Below are 20,166 nucleotides of genomic sequence, written 5' to 3' on the forward strand. Positions count from 1 at the left end.
TCACGTTTTGGTCGGGGCGCGATCTACCCGAGGCGCGGGTCCCGCTCGGCCGCCGCGCGCTCGTCGAAGATCCGCATGGCCTTGGCGGTGACCGGTCCCGGCGCGGAAGCCGTCTCCCGGCCGTCGACCCGGTGCACGGCCTGGACGTCCCGGAGGGTGGAGGTCAGGAAGATCTCCTCGGCGCTCTCCAGCACCTCCAGCGGCAGATCGGTCTCCACCGCCCCCGTCCACTCGACCGCGAGTGCGCGGGTGATGCCGGCCAGACAGCCGGAGGAGACGGGCGGCGTGTGGATCTGTCCGTCGAGCACGACGAAGACGTTGGAGCCGGTGCCCTCGCAGAGCTGCCCCACCGTGTTGGCGAACAGCGCCTCGGAGGCGCCCTGTTCGCGCGCCCGGGCGAGCGCGACGACGTTCTCGGCGTACGACGTGGTCTTCAGGCCCGTGAGCGCGCCACGCTCGTTGCGGGTCCAGGGGACCGTGATCACGGCGGTGGAGTCGGGACGGCGGCTCGTCTCGCCGAGGCCCACGACCAGGCTGCTCCCGGCGTCCCCGCGCTCGGAGCCGAGCGGGGAGAGCCCGCCGGTGTACGTGATGCGGAGCCGGCCGAGTTCCATCGGGTTGGACTCCAGGACCGCCGCGCAGGCCCGGCGGACCTCGTCGAGGTCGGGGTCGGGCAGGCCCAGGCCGCGCGCGGAGCGTGTGAGGCGCTCCAGGTGCAGGGTGAGGGCGAACGTTCCGCCGCGCTCGGCCTTGACCGTCTCGAAGACGCCGTCGCCGACGGTAAGACCGTGGTCCAGGACGGACACCCGGGCTTCCTCCGCGTCGCGCAGTCCGCCGTTGACCCAGAGTTTCATCGCGATATGGCCTTTCCGCTCGCCTCGTACGCGCCCGACGCTACCGCCAGCAGCCTGGCCGCCTTCAACTCGGTCTCCGCCCACTCACGCTCCGGGTCCGAGCCCCAGGTGATCCCGGCGCCGGTGCCGAAACGCAGCACGCCCTCGGGGCGGTCGATCCAGAAGGTCCTTATGCCGACGGCCAGCTCGGCGGTGCGGCGGTCGGCGTCCACCCAACCGATGCCACCGCAGTAGGGGCCGCGCGGCGCGGTCTCCAGGGCCTCGATGATCCGCAGGGCGCTCGACTTCGGGGCACCCGTGACGGAACCGGGCGGGAAGGTGGCGGCGAGCAGCTCCGGCCAGCCGGCGTGCGCGGCCAGCTCGCCGCGCACGGTGGAGACGAGGTGGACAAGACCCGGGTGGGGTTCGACGGCGCAGAGCTCGGGGACGGTGACCGAGCCGGTCGCGCAGACCCGGCCGAGGTCGTTCCGCACGAGGTCCACGATCATCACGTTCTCCGCGTGGTCCTTCTCCAGGAGGTCCTCGGCGGTGCGGCCGGTGCCCTTGATGGGCCCTGACTCGACGGTGACGCCGTCGCGGCGCAGATACAGCTCGGGGGACGCGGTGGCGATCTCCACCCCGTGCGCGGGGAGCCGAATCGTTCCCGCGTACGGCGCGGGGTTGCCGCGGGCCAGCAGCGCGGTGAGGGCGTCGACGTCGGCGGCGGCGAGGTCGGGCAGCGGCGCGGACATCACGCGGCAGAGATTGGCCTGATAGACCTCCCCGCGCGCGATGTGCTCGCGGATCCGCCGGACGCCCGCCGTGTACGCCGCGCGGTCGAGGGAGGACGTCCAGTCACCGGTGGCGGGGCCGCGCCAGGCGCCCGGGGCGGGAGCGGCGACGGGGGCCGGGACCGGCTCCCTGCGTACGTCGCCGAAGCGGGCGCAGGTCAGACGGCCCTCGAAGTCCGCGGAGACGGCCCAGAAGCCGGCGGAGTCCAGGGCCGCGGGGTCACTGGTGACATCCCGCAGGTCGGTCGCGACGAGGCCGCCGAAGCGGGCCAGGGGAGCAAGGTCGTGCACGGATCGAGTCTAGGGCGGGTGCGGAGGCCAACGCGGGGGCACCGGCCGGGTGCGACCGAGTGACGGCTGGGTGCCAGCTGCGAGACGGCTGCGTGCGACCTCGGGGGCACGGGGAGTGAACGGCGCGGGAACCCTGCCCACGAGCTGTCCGCCGCCCGCCTCGGCGCCCCGTCCTTCACCCCGGCTCCGTGCGCGGGTCAGCACGCTGCGGAAACGCGTTTTTGTACTGGCCCAGGAATCCGCTAGAGTTCAACACGTCGCCGGGACGCGCAAGCGAAACGGAAACGACAAGCGGACGTGGCTCAGTTGGTAGAGCATCACCTTGCCAAGGTGAGGGTCGCGAGTTCGAATCTCGTCGTCCGCTCGATGTGGGGGATCTTCCCGAACCCCCGTTTCACTCCTGGTGGAGTGGCCGAGAGGCGAGGCAACGGCCTGCAAAGCCGTCTACACGGGTTCAAATCCCGTCTCCACCTCCAAGGACGATTAGCTCAGCGGGAGAGCGCTTCCCTGACACGGAAGAGGTCACTGGTTCAATCCCAGTATCGTCCACTGATCCGGAAGGATCTGGTCCGCAAGGATCCCCGCGCGATTAGCTCAGCGGGAGAGCGCTTCCCTGACACGGAAGAGGTCACTGGTTCAATCCCAGTATCGCGCACGCAGTAGCACGCAGTACGAAGTACGGCAGCACCCCTGGTCCTGTATGGTTTGGGACCGTCCCGCGCGATTAGCTCAGCGGGAGAGCGCTTCCCTGACACGGAAGAGGTCACTGGTTCAATCCCAGTATCGCGCACCAGACGTACGAAGCCCCCGGTCGCCTCTCGCGACCGGGGGCTTCCTCGTCTCGGCATCAGGAGGAGAAGAGCATCCGGCCGAAACCGCGGTGGTGACCACCGTGGTGACCGCCGTGCTGCGGGGCACCCCAGGCGGGCGCGGCGGGCGCGCCGTGCGCCGGGTAGGCCGGCGGGGCGGGCGCGGGCGGCGCCGGCTGCACCCACTGGGACTCGAGCCGGGTCAGGGCCTCCAGCTCGCCGTAGTCCAGGAATATCCCGCGGCAGCCGCTGCACTGCTCGATCTGGACGCCGTTGCGGTTGTACGTGTGCATCGCTGCGTGGCACTTGGGACACTGCATGGTCGGCTCAACTCCCTGCCGTTCGAATGGTGCTCTCAGCTTATGGGGACGCGGGCGGGGCCAACTCGGTTCGGAGCGAGCCGATTCGGGCGCAGGTGTCGATCATCACTTCCTCCACCTCGTCGAGGGAGCGCCGCTCGGCCGTGGACTTCGCGAGGGCGAGCGCCGCGGTCTGCACGGTCAGGGCGCGTGCGGGGATGTCGAGTTGGGCCCAGGGGTCGTCGTCTGCGGCGACGGCCGGGCCTTCCTCCCGCCTGTACGCGTCGAGGAAGCGGGACCAGACGTCCGGCGGCAGGAGGCCGGCCGCGAACCAGGCGGCGGGCCGTGCCAGGTCCCACGCGGGGTCGCCGAGCCCTAGATCGTCCACGTCTATGAGGAGCCAGGGGGTGTGGGGGGCCTCGCGGGTGCGTGGGGCGCGTACGAGTTGGCCCAGGTGGAAGTCGCCGTGGCAGAGGAGCGGGCGGTCCGTCGGCGCCTCCGGGAGCGTGCGCCAGGCACGGAGCACGGTCTCTACGGCGGCGCTGGGAGCGCCGGAGCGGCGCATCCGCTCGACGGCCAGGGCCGCCTTCACGGGCGCCCGCATCGGCGGGACGGCGAGGTGGTCCGGCGGCGGAGTGCGGTGGAGCCGGGCCAGCAGGCGCGCTGCGTCCTCCCAGGGGGCCGCGTCCGGATCGGTGGGGTCGACCGGGGTGCCGTAGGGCCAGGTGGAGAGGGGTCGGGGGGTGGTGGGGGTGGCCTGGGTGGTGGGGTGGGTTTGTGTGTGGGGGGTGAGGAGGATGCCCTTCAGTTCTGGGAGGCCGGCCACGGCTATCCGCGTGCGGTGCGCCACGACGTCGGTGCCGGGGGCGTGGGCCTTGACCACGACCGCGCCGTGCCGGACCACCGTGCCGTCGTCACGGTCGGCGAGCACGGCGCTCGCGTGCGGCGCGCACGCGCAGGCCGGATCGGTCCGGTGCGCCACCTCGCGCGCGAGGACGCTGAGCTGTTCGAGTTCGGCATGCTCCACCCGGGGAGCGTACGCGCTGCCGCCCCCGGCGCCTCGGCCCCGGAAAGCGCGAGGGCCGGTCAGCTCCCCAGCTGACCGGCCACACGCTGCCGTCCGCCGCACCCCCGTCCCCACGGGGTTGTTGGCCGGATGTCCCCGACCCGGGCCGCTCTCCCGGGTCCGGGGCGCCGCTCAGCGCCCCAGCATCACGCCCACGGACGACGCCTGTGTGACCACTGCTTCCCAGCCGCCGAAGACGACGACCAGCAGGGTCGCGAGAGGGAGGACCATGGCGGTCGCCACCAGCGGGTGGCGGCGGCCCGAAGGACGGGGGGTGATCCGCGAAACCGGGTACGCCATGGTTCCTCTCCTGTTCGTGTCTGGCAGCGGCGGGTGTCTGACCTCGGGGGACGAGTGCTGCACCCGCCGCTTGTCTTCAACACTAGGCACCCGGAGCCGCCCGGACGTCATGCCCGCGTACCGATTACCGGGCCTACGGGAGGATGACGCCTACCCCGATGGCGTACTCCCCTGGGTGGAGAGGGAGACCTAGGTCTGAGGGTCTTCCCTGAGAGGGACCGGCTGCTCGACGAGGGCGAGCACCCGGCTCGCCATGAAGCGGGCCGTCCGGACGACCACGCCCGTGCGCGTGACTTCGCTCACTTCCACCACCCCTCTCCGCACCGCGGTCTCCACCCTGCGGCCCGCCCTGCTGGCCACCACCTCGTACGTCCGAGTCGTGTCCCCCGCGTCCACGACTATCTCCACTCGGTCACCCTTCATCGGTCGAATCCCCCTTGCCTGATTGGATGTTGGAGAATCGTTCGGTTCGGGCCGGCCGCTCCGTCGGCGTCCTGACCACCCCTCAAGTGTCCTCCCCAGCACTGACAATCGATGCCCTCGCGAGGGCGCGGCCTATGAGCACACCGGGGCGTCAATACGTAAGCTGTGCCACGTCGAACGGACGAGGGGACGGACATGGCGATGATGCGGCTCCGGCGCGAGGATCCGCGGATCGTCGGGTCGTTCCGGCTCCACCGCCGGCTCGGGGCCGGTGGGATGGGGGTCGTGTACCTGGGTTCCGACCGGCGCGGCCAGCGGGTGGCGCTGAAGGTGATCCGGCCGGACCTGGCCGAGGACCAGGAGTTCCGGTCGCGGTTCGCCCGCGAGGTCTCCGCCGCCCGGCGGATCCGGGGCGGCTGTACGGCTCGGCTGGTCGCCGCCGACCTGGAGGCCGACCGGCCCTGGTTCGCCACCCAGTACGTACCCGGCCCCTCGCTGCACGACCGGGTCGCCGAGGAGGGGCCCCTGCGGGCCGCCGACGTGGCCGCGATCGGGGCTGCGCTCTCGGAGGGCCTGGTCGCCGTTCACGAGGCGGGCGTCGTGCACCGGGACCTCAAGCCGTCGAACATCCTGCTGTCCCCCAAGGGCCCCCGGATCATCGACTTCGGCATCGCCTGGGCCACCGGCGCCAGCACCCTCACCCACGTCGGCACCGCCGTCGGCTCCCCCGGTTTCCTCGCGCCCGAGCAGGTACGGGGCGCGGCCGTCACCCCGGCCACCGACGTCTTCTCCCTCGGCGCCACCCTGGCCTACGCGGCGATGGCGGACTCGCCCTTCGGACACGGCAGTTCCGAGGTCATGCTCTATCGGGTGGTGCACGAGGAGCCGCAGCTCGGCGGTGTGCCCGACGCGCTGGCGCCGCTCGTCCGGGCCTGCCTCGCCAAGGACCCCGAAGACCGGCCCAGCACCCTTCAGCTCTCCATGCGGCTCAAGGAGATCGCCGCCCGCGAGGCCCAGGGCCTGCCCGTCTCACGACCTCCACTGCAGCGGGAGCGTACGGAGTCGTCCACCGGCAGCCGGCCCACGGAGCGGTACACCGAGCGCAGCACCGACTCCCGGCCGTCCGCGCCGTCACCGCGTACCGGCGGTCGGCCCTCCTCCGCCTCGCAGTCCCGGCCCAACGGCCGTCCCCCGGCCTCCCGGCCCGGAGGTGCGCGCACCACCTCGACCGGTCGTCGGCCCGCCAACCCTCGGCTGCTGCGACAGCGGCTGTTCGTGTTCGTCGTCGTGACGCTCGTCGTCGCGCTCGGGATCGCCGCGGCGCAGGCTCTGCAGGGGTAGTGGTGGGTGGGGGCGGGCGGGTGTACGTCCCGCCCGTCCTTTCGCAGGGCCCTGTCAGTCCTGTGGGCGGCCGCTCGCCACCGCGTAGAAGGCCACCGCCGCCGCCGCGCCCACGTTCAGCGAGTCGACACCGTGTGCCATCGGGATGCGGACCCACTCGTCCGCCGCCCGGAGCGCCTGGGTGGACAGGCCGTCGCCCTCCGCGCCCAGCATCAGCGCCGCCCGCTCCAGCCGGTGCGGGGCCGCCACGTCGATCGGCGAGGCCTTCTCGTCCGGCGTCAGGGCGAGCAGCTTGAAGCCCGCCTCCCGTACCGCCTCCAGGCCGCGCGGCCAGGTCTCCAGACGGGCGTACGGCACCGAGAAGACCGCGCCCATGGACACCTTCACGGAGCGGCGGTACAGCGGGTCCGCGCAGTCCGGGGAGAGGAGCACCGCGTCCATGCCGAGCGCCGCCGCGCTGCGGAAGATGGCCCCGATGTTGGTGTGGTCGTTCACCGACTCCATCACGGCCACCCGCCGGGCCGGGCGGAGCAGGTCCTCCGCGCTCGGCAGCGGCTTGCGCTGCATGGAGGCCAGGGCGCCTCGGTGCACGTGGTAGCCGGTGACGCGCTCCGCGAGCTCCGGCTGTACCGCGTACACGGGCGCCGGGACCTCGTCGATGACATCGCGCATGGCATCGACCCACTTGGCGGAGAGCAGCATCGACCGCATCTCGTACCCGGCCTGCCGGGCCCGGCGGATCACCTTCTCGCCCTCGGCGATGAACAGGCCCTCCGCGGGCTCGCGCCTGCGGCGCAGCTCCACGTCCGTCAGGCCGGTGTAGTCGCTCAGGCGCGGGTCGTCGGGGTCGTCGATCGTGATGAGTTCGGCCACGAGGTGATACTGCCTTGTCCGGGGTGCGGTGCCAATGAGTGTGCGGTGGGGGTGGAGGTGGGGGCGGTCAGGGTGCGGCCGGCTTCGTGAGCTTGTGCGGGTTCTCCCCGACGACGTCCCCGATCACGATCACCGCCGGCGGGCGGACCTCCTCCGCCTTGACCGTCTCCGCGACCGTGGCCAGCGTGGCGTCCACACGGCGCTGGGCGGCCGTGGTGCCCTCCTGGACCAGCGCGAGGGGCGTCTCCGGAGACTTGCCGTGCGCGATGAGCGCCTCGGCGATCTTCCCGATCTTGTCCACTCCCATCAGGATCACCAGCGTGCCGGTGAGCTTGGCGAGCGACGCCCAGTCGACGAGCGAACGCGGGTCGTCAGGCGCCACGTGGCCGCTGACGACGGTGAACTCGTGCGCCACCCCGCGGTGCGTGACCGGGATGCCCGCGGCGCCGGGGACCGAGATCGAGCTGGAAATACCCGGGACTACCGTGCACGCGATGCCCTCCGCCGCCAGCGCCTGGGCCTCCTCCATGCCCCGGCCGAAGACGAACGGGTCGCCGCCCTTGAGGCGCACGACCGACTTGCCCTTCTTCGCGTGCTCGATCAGGGCGTTGTTGATGGCCTCCTGCGCCATGAAGCGCCCGTACGGGATCTTCGCCGCGTCGATCACCTCGACGTGCGGGGGCAGTTCGGCGAGCAGGTCGCGGGGGCCCAGGCGGTCGGCGATGACCACGTCGGCCTCGGCGAGAAGCCGGCGGCCGCGGACCGTGATCAGGTCGGGATCGCCGGGGCCGCCGCCGACCAGGGCGACGAAGGGGTTGCGGGTACGGTGCGCGGGGGCCGCGATCGAACCGTCCCGGAGGCCCTCGACGATCGCGTCGCGCACGGCGGCGGAGCGGCGGGGGTCGTGGCCCGTGAGCACGGCCACGGTGACGCCCTCGCTGCGGCCGGTGGCCGGGGTCCAGGCGGTGGCCGCCTCGGCGTCGTCGGAGCGCACGCACCAGGTCTTCGTCCGCTCGGCCTCGGCGGACGCGGCCGCGTTGGCGGCGGGGTCGCTGGTGGCGACGAGCGCGTACCAGGCGTCGGCGATGTCCCCGTCCTCGTAGCGCCGCTTGACCCACGTGATCTCGCCGGTCTCCGCCATCGCCTCGACGGAGGGGGTCGCGGAGGGGGAGATGAGGGTGACCGCCGCGCCGGCCGCGATCAGGGCCGGGAGCCGGCGCTGGGCGACCTGACCGCCGCCGAGCACGATGACGCGGCGGCCGGCGAGGCGGAGGCCTACGGGGTACGCGGGGTGCGTGGCGGAGGTTTCGGCGTCGGCCATGTGGTGCGGCTCCTCGGAGAGCGGGGGTGTGGGCCGCTGCTGCGGTGAAGCGGCTGGTGGGGCGGGGTGCGGGTGCTGCGCCTGGCCCTCTGAACACGATATCGGTCACCGGGGGTGGGCGGGCTGTGACGGATGTCCCTCGCGGGGTGGTGCGGTGTGCGGTGTGCGGTGTGCCGTGGGGGCCGCCGTGGTGTGGTGCGGTGTGCGGTGGGGCCGCCCCCGGGTGGTGCGTGCCGTGGGGGCCGCTCCGGGTCCGCGTTCGGGACTGCATGATTTACGGCGCGCAGAGGATCCTCGGTGCGACGCTCTCGCGCGCCACAAATCACGCTTTACGTCCCGAACGCGGCCCCTGCGCGGCCCCCACTCCCGTCGAGGGGGGCGGGGCCGCGCTGGGGCCGCTGCTCCTACTTCTCCGTCACACCCGCGGAGTCGAACGTCGCCACCTCGTGCATCGCCCGGGCCGCGCTCTGCACGATCGGGAGGGCGAGGAGGGCGCCGGTGCCCTCGCCGAGGCGGAGGTCGAGGTCGACCAGGGGGCGCAGGCCCAGCTTGTTGAGGGCCGCCACGTGGCCCGGCTCGGCGCTGCGGTGGCCCGCGATGCAGGCGGCGAGGGACTCGGGCGCGATCGCCCGGGCCACCAGCGCGGCCGCGCCGGTCGAGACGCCGTCGAGGACGACCGGGACGCGCAGGGAGGCGGCGCCCAGGATGAGGCCGACGAGGGCCGCGTGCTCCAGGCCGCCGATGGCCGACAGGACTCCGATGGGGTCCGCCGGGTCCGGCTTGTGGAGGTCCAGGGCTCGGCGGACCACGTCCACCTTGCGGGCGTGCATCTCGTCGTTGATGCCCGTGCCGCGTCCGGTCACCTCGACCGGGTCGACGCCCGTGTACACCGAGATCAGCGCGGCGGACGCGGTGGTGTTCGCGATGCCCATCTCACCGGTGAGGAGGGCCTTGTTGCCCGCCGCGACGAGGTCGCGCGCGGTCTCGATGCCCACCTCGATGGCGGCGAGGGCCTCTTCGCGGGTCATCGCCTGGCCGGTGGTGAAGTCGCCCGTGCCCGGGCGGACCTTGCGGGGCAGGAGGCCCGGGGTTGCCGGGAGGTCGGATGCCACGCCTACGTCGATCACGCAGACCTCGGCGCCCACCTGGTTGGCGAAGGCGTTGCAGACCGCTCCCCCGCCGAGGAAGTTCGCGACCATCTGGCCGGTCACCTCCTGCGGCCAGGCGGTGACGCCCTGGGCGTGCACGCCGTGGTCACCGGCGAAGATCGCGACCGCGGCCGGCTCGGGGATGGGCGGCGGGCAGATCCGGGAGAGGCCGGAGAGCTGTGCGGAGATGATCTCCAGCATGCCCAGCGCCCCGGCGGGCTTGGTCATGCGCTTCTGCCGCTCCCACGCCTCGCCGAGCGCCTTGGCGTCCAGCGGGCGGATGTTGCTGACCGTCTCCTGGAGGAGGTCGTGCGGCTCCTCACCGGGCAGCGCCCGGCGGCCGTACGTCTCCTCGTGGACGACCCAGGACAGCGGGCGGCGCTTGGACCAGCCCGCCTGCATCAGCTCGGGCTCCTCGGGGAACTCGTCGACGTAGCCGACGCAGAGGTACGCGACCACTTCGAGGTGCTCGGGCAGGCCGAGCGTGCGCACCATCTCGCGCTCGTCGAAGAAGCTGACCCAGCCGACACCGAGACCCTCGGCACGGGCGGCGAGCCAGAGGTTCTCGACCGCGAGTGCGGAGGAGTACGGGGCCATCTGCGGCTGCGTGTAGCGGCCCAGGGTGTGCCGGCCGCCTCGGGTGGGGTCGGCGGTCACGACGATGTTGACCGGGGTGTCGAGGATGGCCTCGATCTTCAGTTCCTTGAACTGCTTCGCCCGCGCCTTGGGCAGCGACTTGGCGTAGGCCTCGCGCTGGCGCTGAGCCAGTTCGTGCATGGTGCGGCGGGTCTCCGCCGAGCGGATGACGACGAAGTCCCAGGGCTGGGAGTGGCCGACGCTCGGTGCCGTGTGCGCGGCCTCGAGGACGCGGAGGAGCACCTCGTGCGGGATCGGGTCGGAGCGGAAGCCGTTGCGGATGTCGCGGCGCTCCCGCATGACCCGGAGCACCGCCTCGCGCTCCGCGTCGTCGTAGGCGGGCGCCGGGGCCGGCGCCGGGGCCGGGGCCGACATATTGTCCGCCTGCTCGGACGTCGGCTCCGGGGTGGACTCCGCCTGCTCGGGGGCCGTGTCCGCCTGCTCGGACGTCGGCTCCGGGGTGGACTCCGCCTGCTCGGGGGCCGTGTCCGCCTGCTCAGGGACGGGCTCCGACTGCTCGGGGGCCGTGTCCGCCTGCTCGGGGGCTGTGTCCACCTGCTCAGGGACGGGCTCCGAGGGCTGGGGCGTCGGCTCCGGGGAGGACTCCGCCTGCTCGGGGGCCGTGTCCGCGGGCTCGGGGGCCGTGTCCGCGGGCTCGGGGGCCGTGTTCGCAGGCTCGGGCGTCGGCTCCGCCTGCTCGGGGGCCGTGTCCACCTGCTCAGGTGCGGGCTCCGAGGGCTGGGGCGTCGGCTCCGGGGTGGACTCCGGCTGCTCGGGCGTCAGCTCGGGGGGGGTGTCCGGCTGCTCGGCAGTAGGGGGTTCCGTGGCCGCGGGGGCCTCGGCAACGTGCTCGACAGGGGCGGGCTCGGTGGGGAGTTCCGTCGCCGTCGGAGGCGTCTCCGGCTCGGTCATGACCGGGAGTTCGGGCTCCGGCTGCGTCGGCTCCGCTGCCGGTTCCGGGGTGACCTCCGCCGCCTGGGGCTCCTCGGTCGGCTCCGGGATGGGTTCTTCGGCCGGCGGTGCCGGTACGGCGGCGGCCGGGCCGCCGTCGCGGGGGGCCGGGACCGCTGCGGGGGCCTCCTCCACGAGGGCCTCGGGGACCTCGGTCGGGGTGGGGGCCAGGTGGGGGGTCGTCGGGACGGTGCCCTCGACCGGGACGAACTGGCCGACCGTTTCTGCGGGCACGGGCGCCTGGGGCTGCGGGTCCCACGGCACTGCGCCCTGCGGCGGCACGTCGCCGAGCTGCGGCGCGGCCGGCTGCTCCTGGTGGACATCGAGGTACTCGAGGCCCGAGGTGGGCGGGCCCGCGACCTGGACCGGTGCCGGCGCGGGGGCCGCCACGGCGACCGGTGTGGGCGCCGGGGCCGGGGCTGCCGGGCCGCGGTCGGCGAGCGAGCGGACGACTCCGCCGGTCTCCGGGACCGGCGGGCCCATGTGCAGCGGGCGGCGGGCGGGCGGCGGGGTGGCGGCCTGCGGCGCCACACGTACGGCGCTGAGGTCCACGGAGCCCGAGTCCCGGCCGGCGGCCTCGTGGGCGCCGGTGTCCAGGATCCCGGGCTCGTAGCCGTGGTCGGTCACGGCCTCGACCGGCACGCCGTGCGCGGGGGTCGAGAAGCCCAGGGGGACGCCGTGGGCCGGGGTGGCGACGGGCTCGTGGGCGACGGGAGCCGGCGGGGTCAACGGAGCCTGAGCGGCGAGGGCGTCGGCGATCGGGCCGGCCAGCGGGTCGGTGAGCGGGTCGCCGACGGGCGGCATCATGCCGGGGGCCGGGACGGCGACGGGTGGCACGGGCACGGCGCCCGGCTGGTGCTCGCTCCAGGCGCCCTGGGCGCCCGGCATCAGAAGCAGGTCGTCGTCCTCGGCTGCGTGCTCGGAGGGGTCCAGGAAGGTGTACGCGCCCGGAGCGGGGATGCCCGGCTGCTCGACCATGCCTGCGTTCTCCGGCAGCCCCTCGCCCGGGACCTGGCCGGTGTCCGTCATGCGTACCCCTCGCCCATCGCTTGTGCTCCTTCAGACCTTCGCCCGTCAACAACAACGAGCGTGCGCGCCGTGCGGCACGAATGACGCGCGGGCACCCCAGCATTGTCGCGGCCATCGGCCGTCGTGACAGGCGGATCCGCCACGGTTTGCTGTGGACTGCGCCACGTCGCGCATCCCCCCGTTGCCCCGTACCACATCAGGGGCCCTATCGGCCGCCTCTGTCCGGATATTGGCGAACAAAACACCGAAGGCCCGGGCGCGGTACAACGACAGGCCAGCCTACCTGGCCCGGTGGGGCGGCATGGTCAGGGGGCGCGGTCGATCCGGCGTCCGGAGAGCAGGAAGACCACGGTGCGGTCGCGTTCCGACCAGTCGTCGGGGTCAAGGCCGACGCTCTGGAGGAGGGCGCATTCGACGTCGTAGCCGCCCTCTGCGAGGGCCGCGCCGACGGCCTCGGCCTCGTCGCGGGTGGAGGCGTGGGCGACGATCCGTTCGGGCCTGCGGTCGGTGCAGGCGGTGACGACGGGTACGCCGCCGCCTCCGATCCGTACGACGTCGGGTTCGGGCAGCCGTTCCAGGACGTGCGGCGCCCGGCCGCGTACGGCCTGGAGCTGGACGCCGTGGCGGCGGGCGGCCGCCTCCGTGCGGGCGCAGGCCTCCGGGTCGGCGTCCACGGCTATGACGGCGGCGCCGAAGCGGGCGGCCTCGACGGAGAGGGCTCCGCCGCCGCAGCCGATGTCCCAGACGAGGTCGCCGACGCGGGGGCCGAGGCGGGCGAGCTGGGCGGCGCGCAGGGTGCGGTCCTCGCCGCTGCCGCCGCGTGCGGGGTCTTCCTGGGGCAGGGCCCAGCCGCGTACAGCCGGGGTCTCCTGGCCCATGAGCCAGCCGCCGGGCGGGGCTCCGGCGGTGCCGCCGATGACGATGACGACGTTGGGGTCGCGCCAGACGTGGTCGGCGGCCTTGTCAGAGGTGAGGACGGTGACCTGTTCGCGGTCGGTGCCGAGTTCCTCGCAGATGACGAAGGTGCGGTGGACGCCTTCGAGGAGGAGGGCGAGTTCCGCGGGTCCTGCGCCGGGTGAGGTGAGGACGGCGACCTTCGGGTGGGCGCGGCAGACGTTGACGGCGCGGCGCAGGGTGCGCTGGTGGGCGACGACGATCCGGGCGTCGTCCCAGGGCATGCCGGCGCGGGCGAAGGCGGCGGCGACGGAGGAGACGGCGGGGACGACCTCGACCTCCAGACCGTGCTCGGGCGCGCGCAGGGTGCGGACGACTCCGAAGAAGCCGGGGTCGCCGTCGGCGAGGACGACGGCGGTGCCGCGGTGGCCGGCGATGCGGCGGGCGGCGAGGTCGACGCTGCCGAGGCGGATCCGCTCGGCGTCGCGGGGGACCTCGGGCAGGGCGAGGTGGTGCGCGGCGCCCGCCACGAGCGTGGCGGCGGAGAGCGCGGACCGGGCCGCTGCGGTGAGGGGCGAACCGTCCCAGCCGATCACCGTGACCCGGTCGGCCATCGTCTTCTGTCTCCTGAGGTCTTGTCGCAGGTCGGGGGCGACACGAGGGTACCCGTGATCGGTGGCGGGCTCAGCTCCAGTCGGTGAAGGAGGTGTATCCGGCCTCCGCCATCTGGTCCTCGACCCCTTCGAGGTCCTCGGGGAGCAGTCCCCAGACGATGAAATCGGTGCGCAGGTCGGCCCAGGTGCCGTCCTCGGTGCGGGTGCGGGCTATGCAGGCGTTTCTGAGGACGCCTTCGCTGATGCAGCCGATCTTCTGGGCGACCTGCTGGGAGGCGGTGTTGTCGGCGGCGGTGCGCAGTTCGATGCGTTCGAAGCGCTGGTCGCCGAAGAGCCATTGGGCGGTGGCGAGGGCGGCTTCGGTGGCGTATCCCTCGCCGCGGGCCCAGGGGGCGACGATGTAGGAGAGTTCGGTGGAGCGAACGCGCCAGTTGGTGTGGGTGAGTTGGATGACACCGACGAGGCGCTGGGTGAGGAATTCGGTGACGGCGAGGTCGAGGCCGCGTCCCGTGGTGCGTTCGGTGGGGGCGTACTCGGTGATCCAGCGGTGGGCGGCGTCCTCGGTGTACGGCTGGGGGACGGCCGTCCAGGCGGCGACCATCTCGTCGTTCATCATCTCGGCGAGGGCGGGCGCGTCCGCCTCTTCGAGCGCGCGCAGCACCAACCGGTCCGTGTTGATGGAGATGTCCGGAAAGGTGGTAGTCATGCGCAGCTCCATGCCGTGGACCGTCCGAATCGACCGTGAACGCACAGCATGCAGCATGGTGCTGTCGGTGTGCATGGCCGGGTCCGATGTGGCGTCAGATGACGGGGGGTCACGACGGCGAAGGCCCCCCGCACCCGGGGCGGGTGCGGGGGGCCTTCGGCACAGGAACCGTACGGCGGGCCTTACTTGGCGACGGCGCCGAAGGCCGGGATGACCGAGCCGTCGTAGGTGTCCTCGATGTACTTCTTCACCTCGGGCGAGTTGAGGAGCTTGGCGAGCTTCTGCACGCGGGCGTCCTTCTCGTTGCCCTCCTTGACGGCGAGGAAGTTGGCGTAGGGGTTGCCCTCGGCCTTCTCGATGGCGATGGCGTCCTCGGCCGGGGAGAGCTTGGCCTCGATGGCGTAGTTGCCGTTGATGACGGCGGCGTCCACGTCGTTCAGGGCGCGGGGCACGGTGGCGGCCTCCAGCTCCTTGAACTCCAGGCCCTTCTTGTCGGTGATGTCGGAGAGCTTGGCGTTGGTGCCGACGCCGTCCTTGAGGGTGATGAGGCCGTTCTCGGCGAGCAGCTGGAGTGCGCGACCGCCGTTGGTGGTGTCGTTGGGGACGGCGATGGTCTGGCCGGCCTTGATGTCCGAGAGCGCCTTGACCTTCTTGGAGTAGAGGCCGAGGGGCTCCAGGTGGACGTTGACCACCGGGACGATGGTGGTGTTGTTCTTCTTGTTGAAGTCGTCCAGGTACGGCTTGTGCTGGAAGAAGTTGGCGTCGACCTGGCCGGTCTGGGTGGCGGTGTTCGGCAGGACGTAGTCCGTGAACTCCTTCACCTCCAGCTTCAGGCCCTCCTTCGCGGCGAGGTTGTCCTTGACGTAGTTGAGGATGTCGGCGTGCGGCGTCGGGGACGCGGCGACGACGAGCGGCTTGTCGGCGGAGCCGGCCGCGTCCTTGGCGGAGGACGGGTCCGAGGCGGTGCCGCAGGCGGTGAGGCCGAGGGCGAGCGCGGCGGTGGCGGCGATACCGGCGGTGAGCTTGATGTTCTTACGCACGAAAAGTGCCTCTTTCTGGTGGTGCGGTGGACGCCTGGACAACAAGTCCGGGCTCTTCTTCGAAGGACGAAGTCTGGGGTTACGCGGTCCGGCCGCGGCGGGCGAGGAGCCGGACGGCGAGGTCGCCGATGAGCTGGACGACGGTGACGATCGCGATCAGGACCACGACGGTGACCAGCATGAACTGGGTGTCGAAGCGCTGGTATCCGTAGGTGATCGCCTTGGAGCCGAGGCCTTCGCCGCCGACGGCGCCGGCCATCGCGGAGTAGCCGATGAGCACGATGACGGTGGTGGTGATCCCGGAGATCAGCGAGGGCAGCGCCTGCGGGAGCAGCACCTTGCGGATGATCGTGGGCACGGAGCCACCCATGGACTGCACGGCCTCCACGAGGCCGTGGTCGACCTCGCGGATCGAGGTCTCGACGAGCCGGGCGAAGAACGGGATGGCGCCGATGGCGAGCGGGACGATCATCGCGGTGGGGCCGATGAAGGTGCCGACGACGAAGGTCGTGAAGGGGATCAGGGCGATCAGCAGGATGATGAACGGCAGCGAGCGGCCGATGTTCACGATCACGCCGACGACCTTGTTGACCACCGTGTTCTGCAGCAGTCCGCCCTTGTCCGTGAGGACGAGCAGGATGCCGAGCGGCAGTCCGCCGAGGACGGTGACGACCGTGGCCCACAGGACCATGTAGAGGGTGTCGACGGTGCCCTGCTCAAGCAGGGGCTGCATCTCCGACCAGGTCACTTGGCACCTTCCTTGACGAGCACGGCGCCGGCGGGGGCGTCCTCTTCGACGATGTCCACCTGGAGGCCCTGCTCGCGCAGGAAGCCGACGGGCACGACGTTCTCCTCGTAACGGCCGGGCAGTTCGATCCGCATCCGGCCGATCTGCTTTCCGCCGACGGTGTCCATGGCGGCGCCGAGGATCGAGATGTCGATGTTGTACGTACGGGAGAGCTGGGAGATCACCGGCTGGGTGGCGGCCTCGCCGTGGAAGGTGACGTCGACGACCGTGCGGTCGGGGCCGGTGGCGGCGCCGCTGACCGGGAAGAGTTCGGCGGCCAGCTCGGAGCCGGGGGTGGCGAGCAGTTCGCTCACGGTGCCGGACTCGACGATGCGGCCCTTCTGCATGAGCGCGGCCGAGTCGCAGATCGTCTTGACGACGTCCATCTCGTGCGTGATGAGCAGGACGGTGAGACCGAGCTGCTGGTTGAGGTCGCGAAGGAGCTGGAGGATGGAGCGGGTGGTCTCCGGGTCGAGGGCGCTGGTGGCCTCGTCGGAGAGCAGGACCTTGGGGTTGCCGGCCAGGGCGCGGGCTATGCCGACGCGCTGCTTCTGGCCGCCGGAGAGCTGGCCGGGGTAGGCCTTGGCCTTGTCGGAGAGGCCGACGAGGTCGAGGAGTTCCAGGGCGCGGCGGGTGCGCTCGGCGCCGGAGACGCCGAGGATCTCCAGGGGGAGTTCGATGTTGTCCTTGACCGTGCGGGAGGACAGCAGGTTGAAGTGCTGGAAGACCATGCCGATGCTGCTGCGCGCGCGGCGCAGGTCCTTGCCGGCGCGGCGGCCGGTGGCGGCGAGCGCCGTGAGGTCGACGCCGTCCACGGTCACGGTGCCGGAGGTGGGGCGCTCCAGGAGGTTGACGCAGCGGATGAGCGAGGACTTGCCGGCGCCGCTCTGGCCGATCACGCCGAACACCTCGCCCTCGCGGACGTGGAGGTCGACGCCGTCCAGAGCGGTGACCTGGCGGCCTCGCGACTCGTAGACCTTGGTCAGGCCCGAAGTGGTGATCACAGGGGTTTCCGTCACTGTCGAGTGCACGGCGCGGGGTCCGCCGGGCACGGGGCATTCGTCGTTCGGACAGTCAGGCGCAGATCGGCCGCTTCGGTGGGTGTTCCGGAGGCAGCGCGTGCGCGGGGCGGGCACGGTCCGGCGCCGGTTTCGGCGGGCGGATCGGCTCGGCCGTCGGGGTCTCGCTTCGGGGCGCGAGGCTCGGCGGGGGCCCTCAGAAGGCGCACATTCGACACATACAACGAGCACCGGGCGTCAGGTTCGCCTCGGTCGCAAGGGTGCGGCTGCTCGTCGTGGTCATGTCTGCAAGTAAAGCACGCGGGTGTTCGACGACTTCGGGGGTGTCCGAATAGCGGACGTCGTTGAGACATCATGCGGACACCCCCGGTGGGTGTCAGAGGCCGAGGACGAGCTCCACTCCCCCGTCCGTGGCCTGCGCGGACACGGCGGAGAGGTCGGTGACGACGAAGTCCGCGTCGAGCTCGGCGCGGTCGTGGGTTGTGGCCAAGGCCACGGTCCGCATGCCCGCGGCGCGGCCGGCGGCGAGACCCGCGGGGGCGTCCTCGAAGACCACGCAGGCGGCCGGGGCGACGCCGAGCCCGGCCGCGGCCAGGAGGAAGGGCTCCGGGTCGGGCTTGCCGCGAGTGATGTCGTCGGCGGCGACGAGGGCGGGGAAGTCGATGCCGGCCTCGCGCAGCCGCGCCTCGCCGAGCGGCCTGGTCGCGGAGGTGACGACGGCCCAGCGGTCGGCCGGGAGGGAGGAGAGGAGTTCCTTGGTGCCGGGGAGCAGCTCGACCCCGCCGGGGACGTCCTCGACCTCCAGCTGTTCGATACGGCGCAGGGCGTCGGGCACCCGGGCGGCGGGCAGCAGGTCGGCGATGATCTCGGCGGCGGGGCGGCCGTGCAGCTCGACGCGGGCGAAGTCCTCGGCCGTGATGCCGTACTCCCCCGCCCACCTGGTCCAGCAGCGGTACACGGACGCCATGGAGGAGACCAGCGTTCCGTCGTTGTCGAAGAGGAGGGCTTCCGCGCGTATCTTCATGGCCCCCGACCCTACGGGGCGGGTGGGGGGCGAGCGCATCGGGCCTTTCGGCCCGTAATACCCTCGGGCGCATGCTTGACGTCCTGACGGTCGCGGTCTCGGTGGCCGCGCTCGCCCTCGCCGCCTGGTGCGGCTTCGCCTTCACCCGCGACCAGCCGACCAAGGACTGGCACTTCATCGGCATGGCCGTGGTGACCTTCCTCGCCCTGGTGCAGCTGGTCGTCGGCATCGTGCAGCTCTCGCGCGGGGAGAAGGCCGAGGAGGGCACGACGATCTTCGTCGCCTATCTGCTGGGCGCGCTGTGCGCGGTGCCCGCGGCCGGCTTCATGTCGTTGACGGAGCGCAGCCGGTGGGGTTCGGCGACGGTGGCGGCGAGCGGGGTCGTGCTCGCGGTCCTGGAAGTACGTCTCTTCGACATCTGGACGGTGGGCTGATGAGCGCGACCGAGGGGACGAGCGCGGGGACGCGGCTCGTCAAGGGCCCGGGCATGCTGCTGGTCTGGCTGTACGGGGTGATGTCCGTCGGCGCGGTCTCGCGTTCGATCTACCAGATCGCGACCGAGTTCGACCGGGCGCCGCTGGCCTACGCGCTGTCGGCGGTGGCGGCCGTGGTGTACGCCTTCATCACGTACACCCTCGTCCGCGGCGGGGAGACGGCCCGCAGGGCGGCGCTGGTGTGCTGCGCCGCCGAGCTGGTGGGCGTGCTGACCGTGGGGACCTGGACGCTGGCCGACCCGTCCGCCTTCCCGGACGCCACGGTCTGGTCGGACTACGGCTACGGCTACATCTTCATCCCGGTCCTGCTGCCGGTGACCGGGATCTGGTGGCTGCGGCGGTCGGCTGCCAGGGCTGCCTAGGCCGCCTTCTCCAGGGTCACGAGCGTGAGCCGGGGGCCGATCTCGCGGGCGGCGACCTGCTCGTACCCCTTGCTGCGGTAGAGCCGGAGGTTGCCCTCGCTGCGGTGGCCCGTGAAGAGCTGGAAGCGCTTGGCCGTGGGCGCCGGGTCGGCGGCGAAGTGGCTCTCGATGGCGTCGAGGAGCCGGCCGCCCAGGCCGTGGCGCTGCATGCGCGGGTGGACGATGAGCTTGGCGATCCGTACGGTGCCGGCCTCGTCGACCCGTCCGCGTACGGAGGCGACGATCTCGTCGCCGAGGCGGGCCACGAGCGCGTACCCCTCGGAGAGTTCGGCGCGCAGGGCGTCCAGGGTCTGGGTGAGCGGCTCGATGGCGTAGTCGCCGTAGAGTTCCGCCTCGCTCTGGTAACAGAGGTACTGCAACTTCAGTATGTGCTCCGCGTCCTGCGCGTCAGCCGCTGAGATGGTCACGCTCATGCCCATGTGCGCATGCCTCCCGCTCACCTGGTCCATCGGTCGGTCTCCCGCACCCTTCCCCTCGGGGTCGCCGCAGGAACCTCTGCAGCCAGCATTCTGCGCAGGCATCCCAGGCAACGGGAACGCATGGGCCCCAGACTGCCCTGTGAGATACCCAACTCTCCTGCGATTTCTCGGTAGGTGGGGTCTGTCGGGTCGAGCATCGCGGTGAGCAGCCGGGGGCAGTGACCGGGGGTACGGCGGACGGCGGCGCGGACGGCACGGCGCCGCTCGGTGGTGAGGGCGGTGCTCTCGGGGGTGGCGTCCCGCTCCTCGGTGGCCTCCTCGCCCCGGTACGGGCGCTCCCGCAGGGCGGCGCGCCGGGCGCGGCGGGCCTCGGCGCGGACGGCGCGGCGGAGCCAGTCGGCGGGGTGGGTGGGGGCGTCGTCGTTCCGGAGGCGTTCGAGGAGCCGTAGCCACACCGCTTGTTCGAGGTCGCCCGCCTCGACGCCGGCGGCGGGGGCCTCGGCCTTCGATTCCGCGGCGAGGAGGGGGGCCAGGGTACGGAGGAGGTGGGTCATGCCCGGCACGATGCCGGGGCGGGCCGGGGCGGTTGCGGCGCGGGGCGCAAACCACCCGGTCGGGGGGTGACCACCCGGTCGG

20 protein-coding genes and 5 tRNA genes are annotated in these 20,166 nt (G+C 72.5%); 8 read left to right on the forward strand and 17 right to left on the reverse strand.

Translation table 11 applies throughout. The annotated features are described in order from the left end of the window. Window positions 1-23: 23 nt before the first annotated feature. Entirely contained in the window at window positions 24-854 is an 831-nt protein-coding gene (locus tag ACF09C_RS21175) for an aminotransferase class IV (protein ID WP_392093255.1), read from the reverse strand. After that, on the reverse strand, window positions 851-1,915 hold the full coding sequence (locus tag ACF09C_RS21180; RefSeq protein WP_392093257.1) for a chorismate-binding protein: 1,065 nt from the start codon (window positions 1,913-1,915) through the stop codon (window positions 851-853). The genes ACF09C_RS21175 and ACF09C_RS21180 overlap by 4 nt, the downstream gene beginning before the upstream one ends. Before the next feature lie 291 nt (window positions 1,916-2,206). On the opposite strand from ACF09C_RS21180, the gene ACF09C_RS21185 reads away from it, so the two are divergent. From ACF09C_RS21185 to ACF09C_RS21205, 5 genes are all read left to right on the forward strand, one after another. After that, a tRNA-Gly gene (locus ACF09C_RS21185) sits at window positions 2,207-2,279 on the forward strand. A 38-nt stretch (window positions 2,280-2,317) separates the two neighbouring features. Further along, window positions 2,318-2,391, forward strand: a tRNA-Cys gene (locus tag ACF09C_RS21190). A gap of 1 nt (window position 2,392) precedes the next feature. Then, window positions 2,393-2,464 (forward strand) — tRNA-Val (locus tag ACF09C_RS21195). A gap of 34 nt (window positions 2,465-2,498) precedes the next feature. Beyond that, window positions 2,499-2,570: transfer RNA gene (locus ACF09C_RS21200), tRNA-Val, on the forward strand. A gap of 63 nt (window positions 2,571-2,633) precedes the next feature. Continuing rightward, window positions 2,634-2,708 (forward strand) — tRNA-Val (locus ACF09C_RS21205). Between the two features lie 54 nt (window positions 2,709-2,762). On the opposite strand, the gene ACF09C_RS21210 is transcribed toward ACF09C_RS21205, so the two are convergent. The 4 genes from ACF09C_RS21210 to ACF09C_RS21225 all read right to left on the reverse strand — a co-directional run bounded on the left by ACF09C_RS21210 (window position 2,763) and on the right by ACF09C_RS21225 (window position 4,812). Beyond that, window positions 2,763-3,044 (reverse strand): zf-TFIIB domain-containing protein, encoded by a 282-nt coding sequence (locus ACF09C_RS21210; protein ID WP_392093258.1) that lies wholly within the window; start codon window positions 3,042-3,044, stop codon window positions 2,763-2,765. A 40-nt stretch (window positions 3,045-3,084) separates the two neighbouring features. Beyond that, entirely contained in the window at window positions 3,085-4,050 is a 966-nt protein-coding gene (locus ACF09C_RS21215) for a phosphotransferase family protein (RefSeq protein WP_392093260.1), read from the reverse strand. 171 nt (window positions 4,051-4,221) lie between these two features. Further along, window positions 4,222-4,389 (reverse strand): hypothetical protein, encoded by a 168-nt coding sequence (locus tag ACF09C_RS21220; RefSeq protein ID WP_362418731.1) that lies wholly within the window; start codon window positions 4,387-4,389, stop codon window positions 4,222-4,224. 189 nt (window positions 4,390-4,578) lie between these two features. Then, the gene (locus tag ACF09C_RS21225; protein WP_260230356.1) at window positions 4,579-4,812 is read right to left on the reverse strand and encodes a hypothetical protein; all 234 of its coding nucleotides are present in this window, start codon (window positions 4,810-4,812) and stop codon (window positions 4,579-4,581) included. Between the two features lie 195 nt (window positions 4,813-5,007). Here ACF09C_RS21225 and ACF09C_RS21230 point away from each other — a divergent pair, with 195 nt between their 5' ends. Next, window positions 5,008-6,153: a serine/threonine-protein kinase gene (locus tag ACF09C_RS21230; protein WP_392093263.1), complete on the forward strand. Its 1,146-nt coding sequence runs from the start codon at window positions 5,008-5,010 to the stop codon at window positions 6,151-6,153. Between the two features lie 54 nt (window positions 6,154-6,207). Here the strand turns inward: ACF09C_RS21230 and ACF09C_RS21235 are convergent, their stop codons facing one another. From ACF09C_RS21235 to ACF09C_RS21275, 9 genes are all read right to left on the reverse strand, one after another. Beyond that, a complete protein-coding gene (locus ACF09C_RS21235) occupies window positions 6,208-7,026 on the reverse strand; it encodes a TrmH family RNA methyltransferase (RefSeq protein WP_392093265.1) in 819 nt (272 codons plus the stop codon). Between the two features lie 67 nt (window positions 7,027-7,093). Further along, complete coding sequence (gene cobA / locus ACF09C_RS21240; protein WP_392093267.1) at window positions 7,094-8,347, reverse strand: uroporphyrinogen-III C-methyltransferase; 1,254 nt, start codon at window positions 8,345-8,347, stop codon at window positions 7,094-7,096. A gap of 404 nt (window positions 8,348-8,751) precedes the next feature. After that, window positions 8,752-12,111, reverse strand: a complete 3,360-nt coding sequence (gene cobT, locus ACF09C_RS21245) for a nicotinate-nucleotide--dimethylbenzimidazole phosphoribosyltransferase (RefSeq protein ID WP_392093269.1) — start codon at window positions 12,109-12,111, stop codon at window positions 8,752-8,754. Window positions 12,112-12,416: 305 nt separating this feature from the next. After that, the gene (gene cbiE / locus ACF09C_RS21250) at window positions 12,417-13,619 is read right to left on the reverse strand and encodes a precorrin-6y C5,15-methyltransferase (decarboxylating) subunit CbiE (RefSeq protein ID WP_392093271.1); all 1,203 of its coding nucleotides are present in this window, start codon (window positions 13,617-13,619) and stop codon (window positions 12,417-12,419) included. 70 nt (window positions 13,620-13,689) lie between these two features. After that, entirely contained in the window at window positions 13,690-14,325 is a 636-nt protein-coding gene (locus tag ACF09C_RS21255) for a GNAT family N-acetyltransferase (RefSeq protein WP_392093273.1), read from the reverse strand. 182 nt (window positions 14,326-14,507) lie between these two features. Beyond that, on the reverse strand, window positions 14,508-15,365 hold the full coding sequence (locus ACF09C_RS21260) for a MetQ/NlpA family ABC transporter substrate-binding protein (RefSeq protein ID WP_392093275.1): 858 nt from the start codon (window positions 15,363-15,365) through the stop codon (window positions 14,508-14,510). Between the two features lie 79 nt (window positions 15,366-15,444). Further along, window positions 15,445-16,113 (reverse strand): methionine ABC transporter permease, encoded by a 669-nt coding sequence (locus ACF09C_RS21265; protein WP_362418758.1) that lies wholly within the window; start codon window positions 16,111-16,113, stop codon window positions 15,445-15,447. After that, a complete protein-coding gene (locus ACF09C_RS21270) occupies window positions 16,110-17,204 on the reverse strand; it encodes a methionine ABC transporter ATP-binding protein (RefSeq protein WP_392093278.1) in 1,095 nt (364 codons plus the stop codon). Before ACF09C_RS21270 ends, ACF09C_RS21265 begins: the two co-directional genes overlap by 4 nt. A gap of 343 nt (window positions 17,205-17,547) precedes the next feature. Beyond that, window positions 17,548-18,195 carry an HAD-IA family hydrolase gene (locus ACF09C_RS21275; protein ID WP_392093280.1) on the reverse strand — a complete coding sequence of 216 codons (648 nt, stop codon included), beginning with the start codon at window positions 18,193-18,195 and terminating at the stop codon, window positions 17,548-17,550. A 71-nt stretch (window positions 18,196-18,266) separates the two neighbouring features. On the opposite strand from ACF09C_RS21275, the gene ACF09C_RS21280 reads away from it, so the two are divergent. Continuing rightward, window positions 18,267-18,629 (forward strand): hypothetical protein, encoded by a 363-nt coding sequence (locus ACF09C_RS21280; RefSeq protein WP_362418767.1) that lies wholly within the window; start codon window positions 18,267-18,269, stop codon window positions 18,627-18,629. Further along, window positions 18,629-19,051, forward strand: coding sequence for a hypothetical protein (locus tag ACF09C_RS21285; protein ID WP_392093282.1), 423 nt, complete (start codon window positions 18,629-18,631; stop codon window positions 19,049-19,051). Before ACF09C_RS21280 ends, ACF09C_RS21285 begins: the two co-directional genes overlap by 1 nt. Here the strand turns inward: ACF09C_RS21285 and ACF09C_RS21290 are convergent. Both ACF09C_RS21290 and ACF09C_RS21295 read right to left on the reverse strand, forming a co-directional pair. Further along, complete coding sequence (locus tag ACF09C_RS21290) at window positions 19,048-19,530, reverse strand: GNAT family N-acetyltransferase (protein ID WP_392093284.1); 483 nt, start codon at window positions 19,528-19,530, stop codon at window positions 19,048-19,050. The genes ACF09C_RS21285 and ACF09C_RS21290 overlap by 4 nt on opposite strands. 17 nt (window positions 19,531-19,547) lie before the next feature. After that, the gene (locus tag ACF09C_RS21295) at window positions 19,548-20,084 is read right to left on the reverse strand and encodes a sigma-70 family RNA polymerase sigma factor (RefSeq protein ID WP_392093286.1); all 537 of its coding nucleotides are present in this window, start codon (window positions 20,082-20,084) and stop codon (window positions 19,548-19,550) included. Window positions 20,085-20,166: the final 82 nt, after the last annotated feature.

The sequence above is a fragment of the Streptomyces sp. NPDC014870 genome (assembly GCF_043081505.1).
In the GTDB taxonomy this organism is placed as follows: domain Bacteria; phylum Actinomycetota; class Actinomycetes; order Streptomycetales; family Streptomycetaceae; genus Streptomyces.

Bases quoted from the DNA above. Each gene is read 5' to 3' on its own strand.
- ACF09C_RS21175 (WP_392093255.1), bottom strand. From the start codon at position 854: ATGAAACTCTGGGTCAACGGCGGACTGCGCGACGCGGAGGAAGCCCGG.
- ACF09C_RS21210 (WP_392093258.1), bottom strand. From the start codon at position 3,044: ATGCAGTGTCCCAAGTGCCACGCAGCGATGCACACGTACAACCGCAAC.
- ACF09C_RS21220 (WP_362418731.1), bottom strand. From the start codon at position 4,389: ATGGCGTACCCGGTTTCGCGGATCACCCCCCGTCCTTCGGGCCGCCGC.
- ACF09C_RS21225 (WP_260230356.1), bottom strand. From the start codon at position 4,812: ATGAAGGGTGACCGAGTGGAGATAGTCGTGGACGCGGGGGACACGACT.
- ACF09C_RS21230 (WP_392093263.1), top strand. From the start codon at position 5,008: ATGGCGATGATGCGGCTCCGGCGCGAGGATCCGCGGATCGTCGGGTCG.
- cobA (WP_392093267.1), bottom strand. From the start codon at position 8,347: ATGGCCGACGCCGAAACCTCCGCCACGCACCCCGCGTACCCCGTAGGC.
- cobT (WP_392093269.1), bottom strand. From the start codon at position 12,111: ATGACGGACACCGGCCAGGTCCCGGGCGAGGGGCTGCCGGAGAACGCA.
- cbiE (WP_392093271.1), bottom strand. From the start codon at position 13,619: ATGGCCGACCGGGTCACGGTGATCGGCTGGGACGGTTCGCCCCTCACC.
- ACF09C_RS21255 (WP_392093273.1), bottom strand. From the start codon at position 14,325: ATGACTACCACCTTTCCGGACATCTCCATCAACACGGACCGGTTGGTG.
- ACF09C_RS21275 (WP_392093280.1), bottom strand. From the start codon at position 18,195: ATGAAGATACGCGCGGAAGCCCTCCTCTTCGACAACGACGGAACGCTG.
- ACF09C_RS21280 (WP_362418767.1), top strand. From the start codon at position 18,267: ATGCTTGACGTCCTGACGGTCGCGGTCTCGGTGGCCGCGCTCGCCCTC.
- ACF09C_RS21285 (WP_392093282.1), top strand. From the start codon at position 18,629: ATGAGCGCGACCGAGGGGACGAGCGCGGGGACGCGGCTCGTCAAGGGC.
- ACF09C_RS21290 (WP_392093284.1), bottom strand. From the start codon at position 19,530: ATGGGCATGAGCGTGACCATCTCAGCGGCTGACGCGCAGGACGCGGAG.
- ACF09C_RS21295 (WP_392093286.1), bottom strand. From the start codon at position 20,084: ATGACCCACCTCCTCCGTACCCTGGCCCCCCTCCTCGCCGCGGAATCG.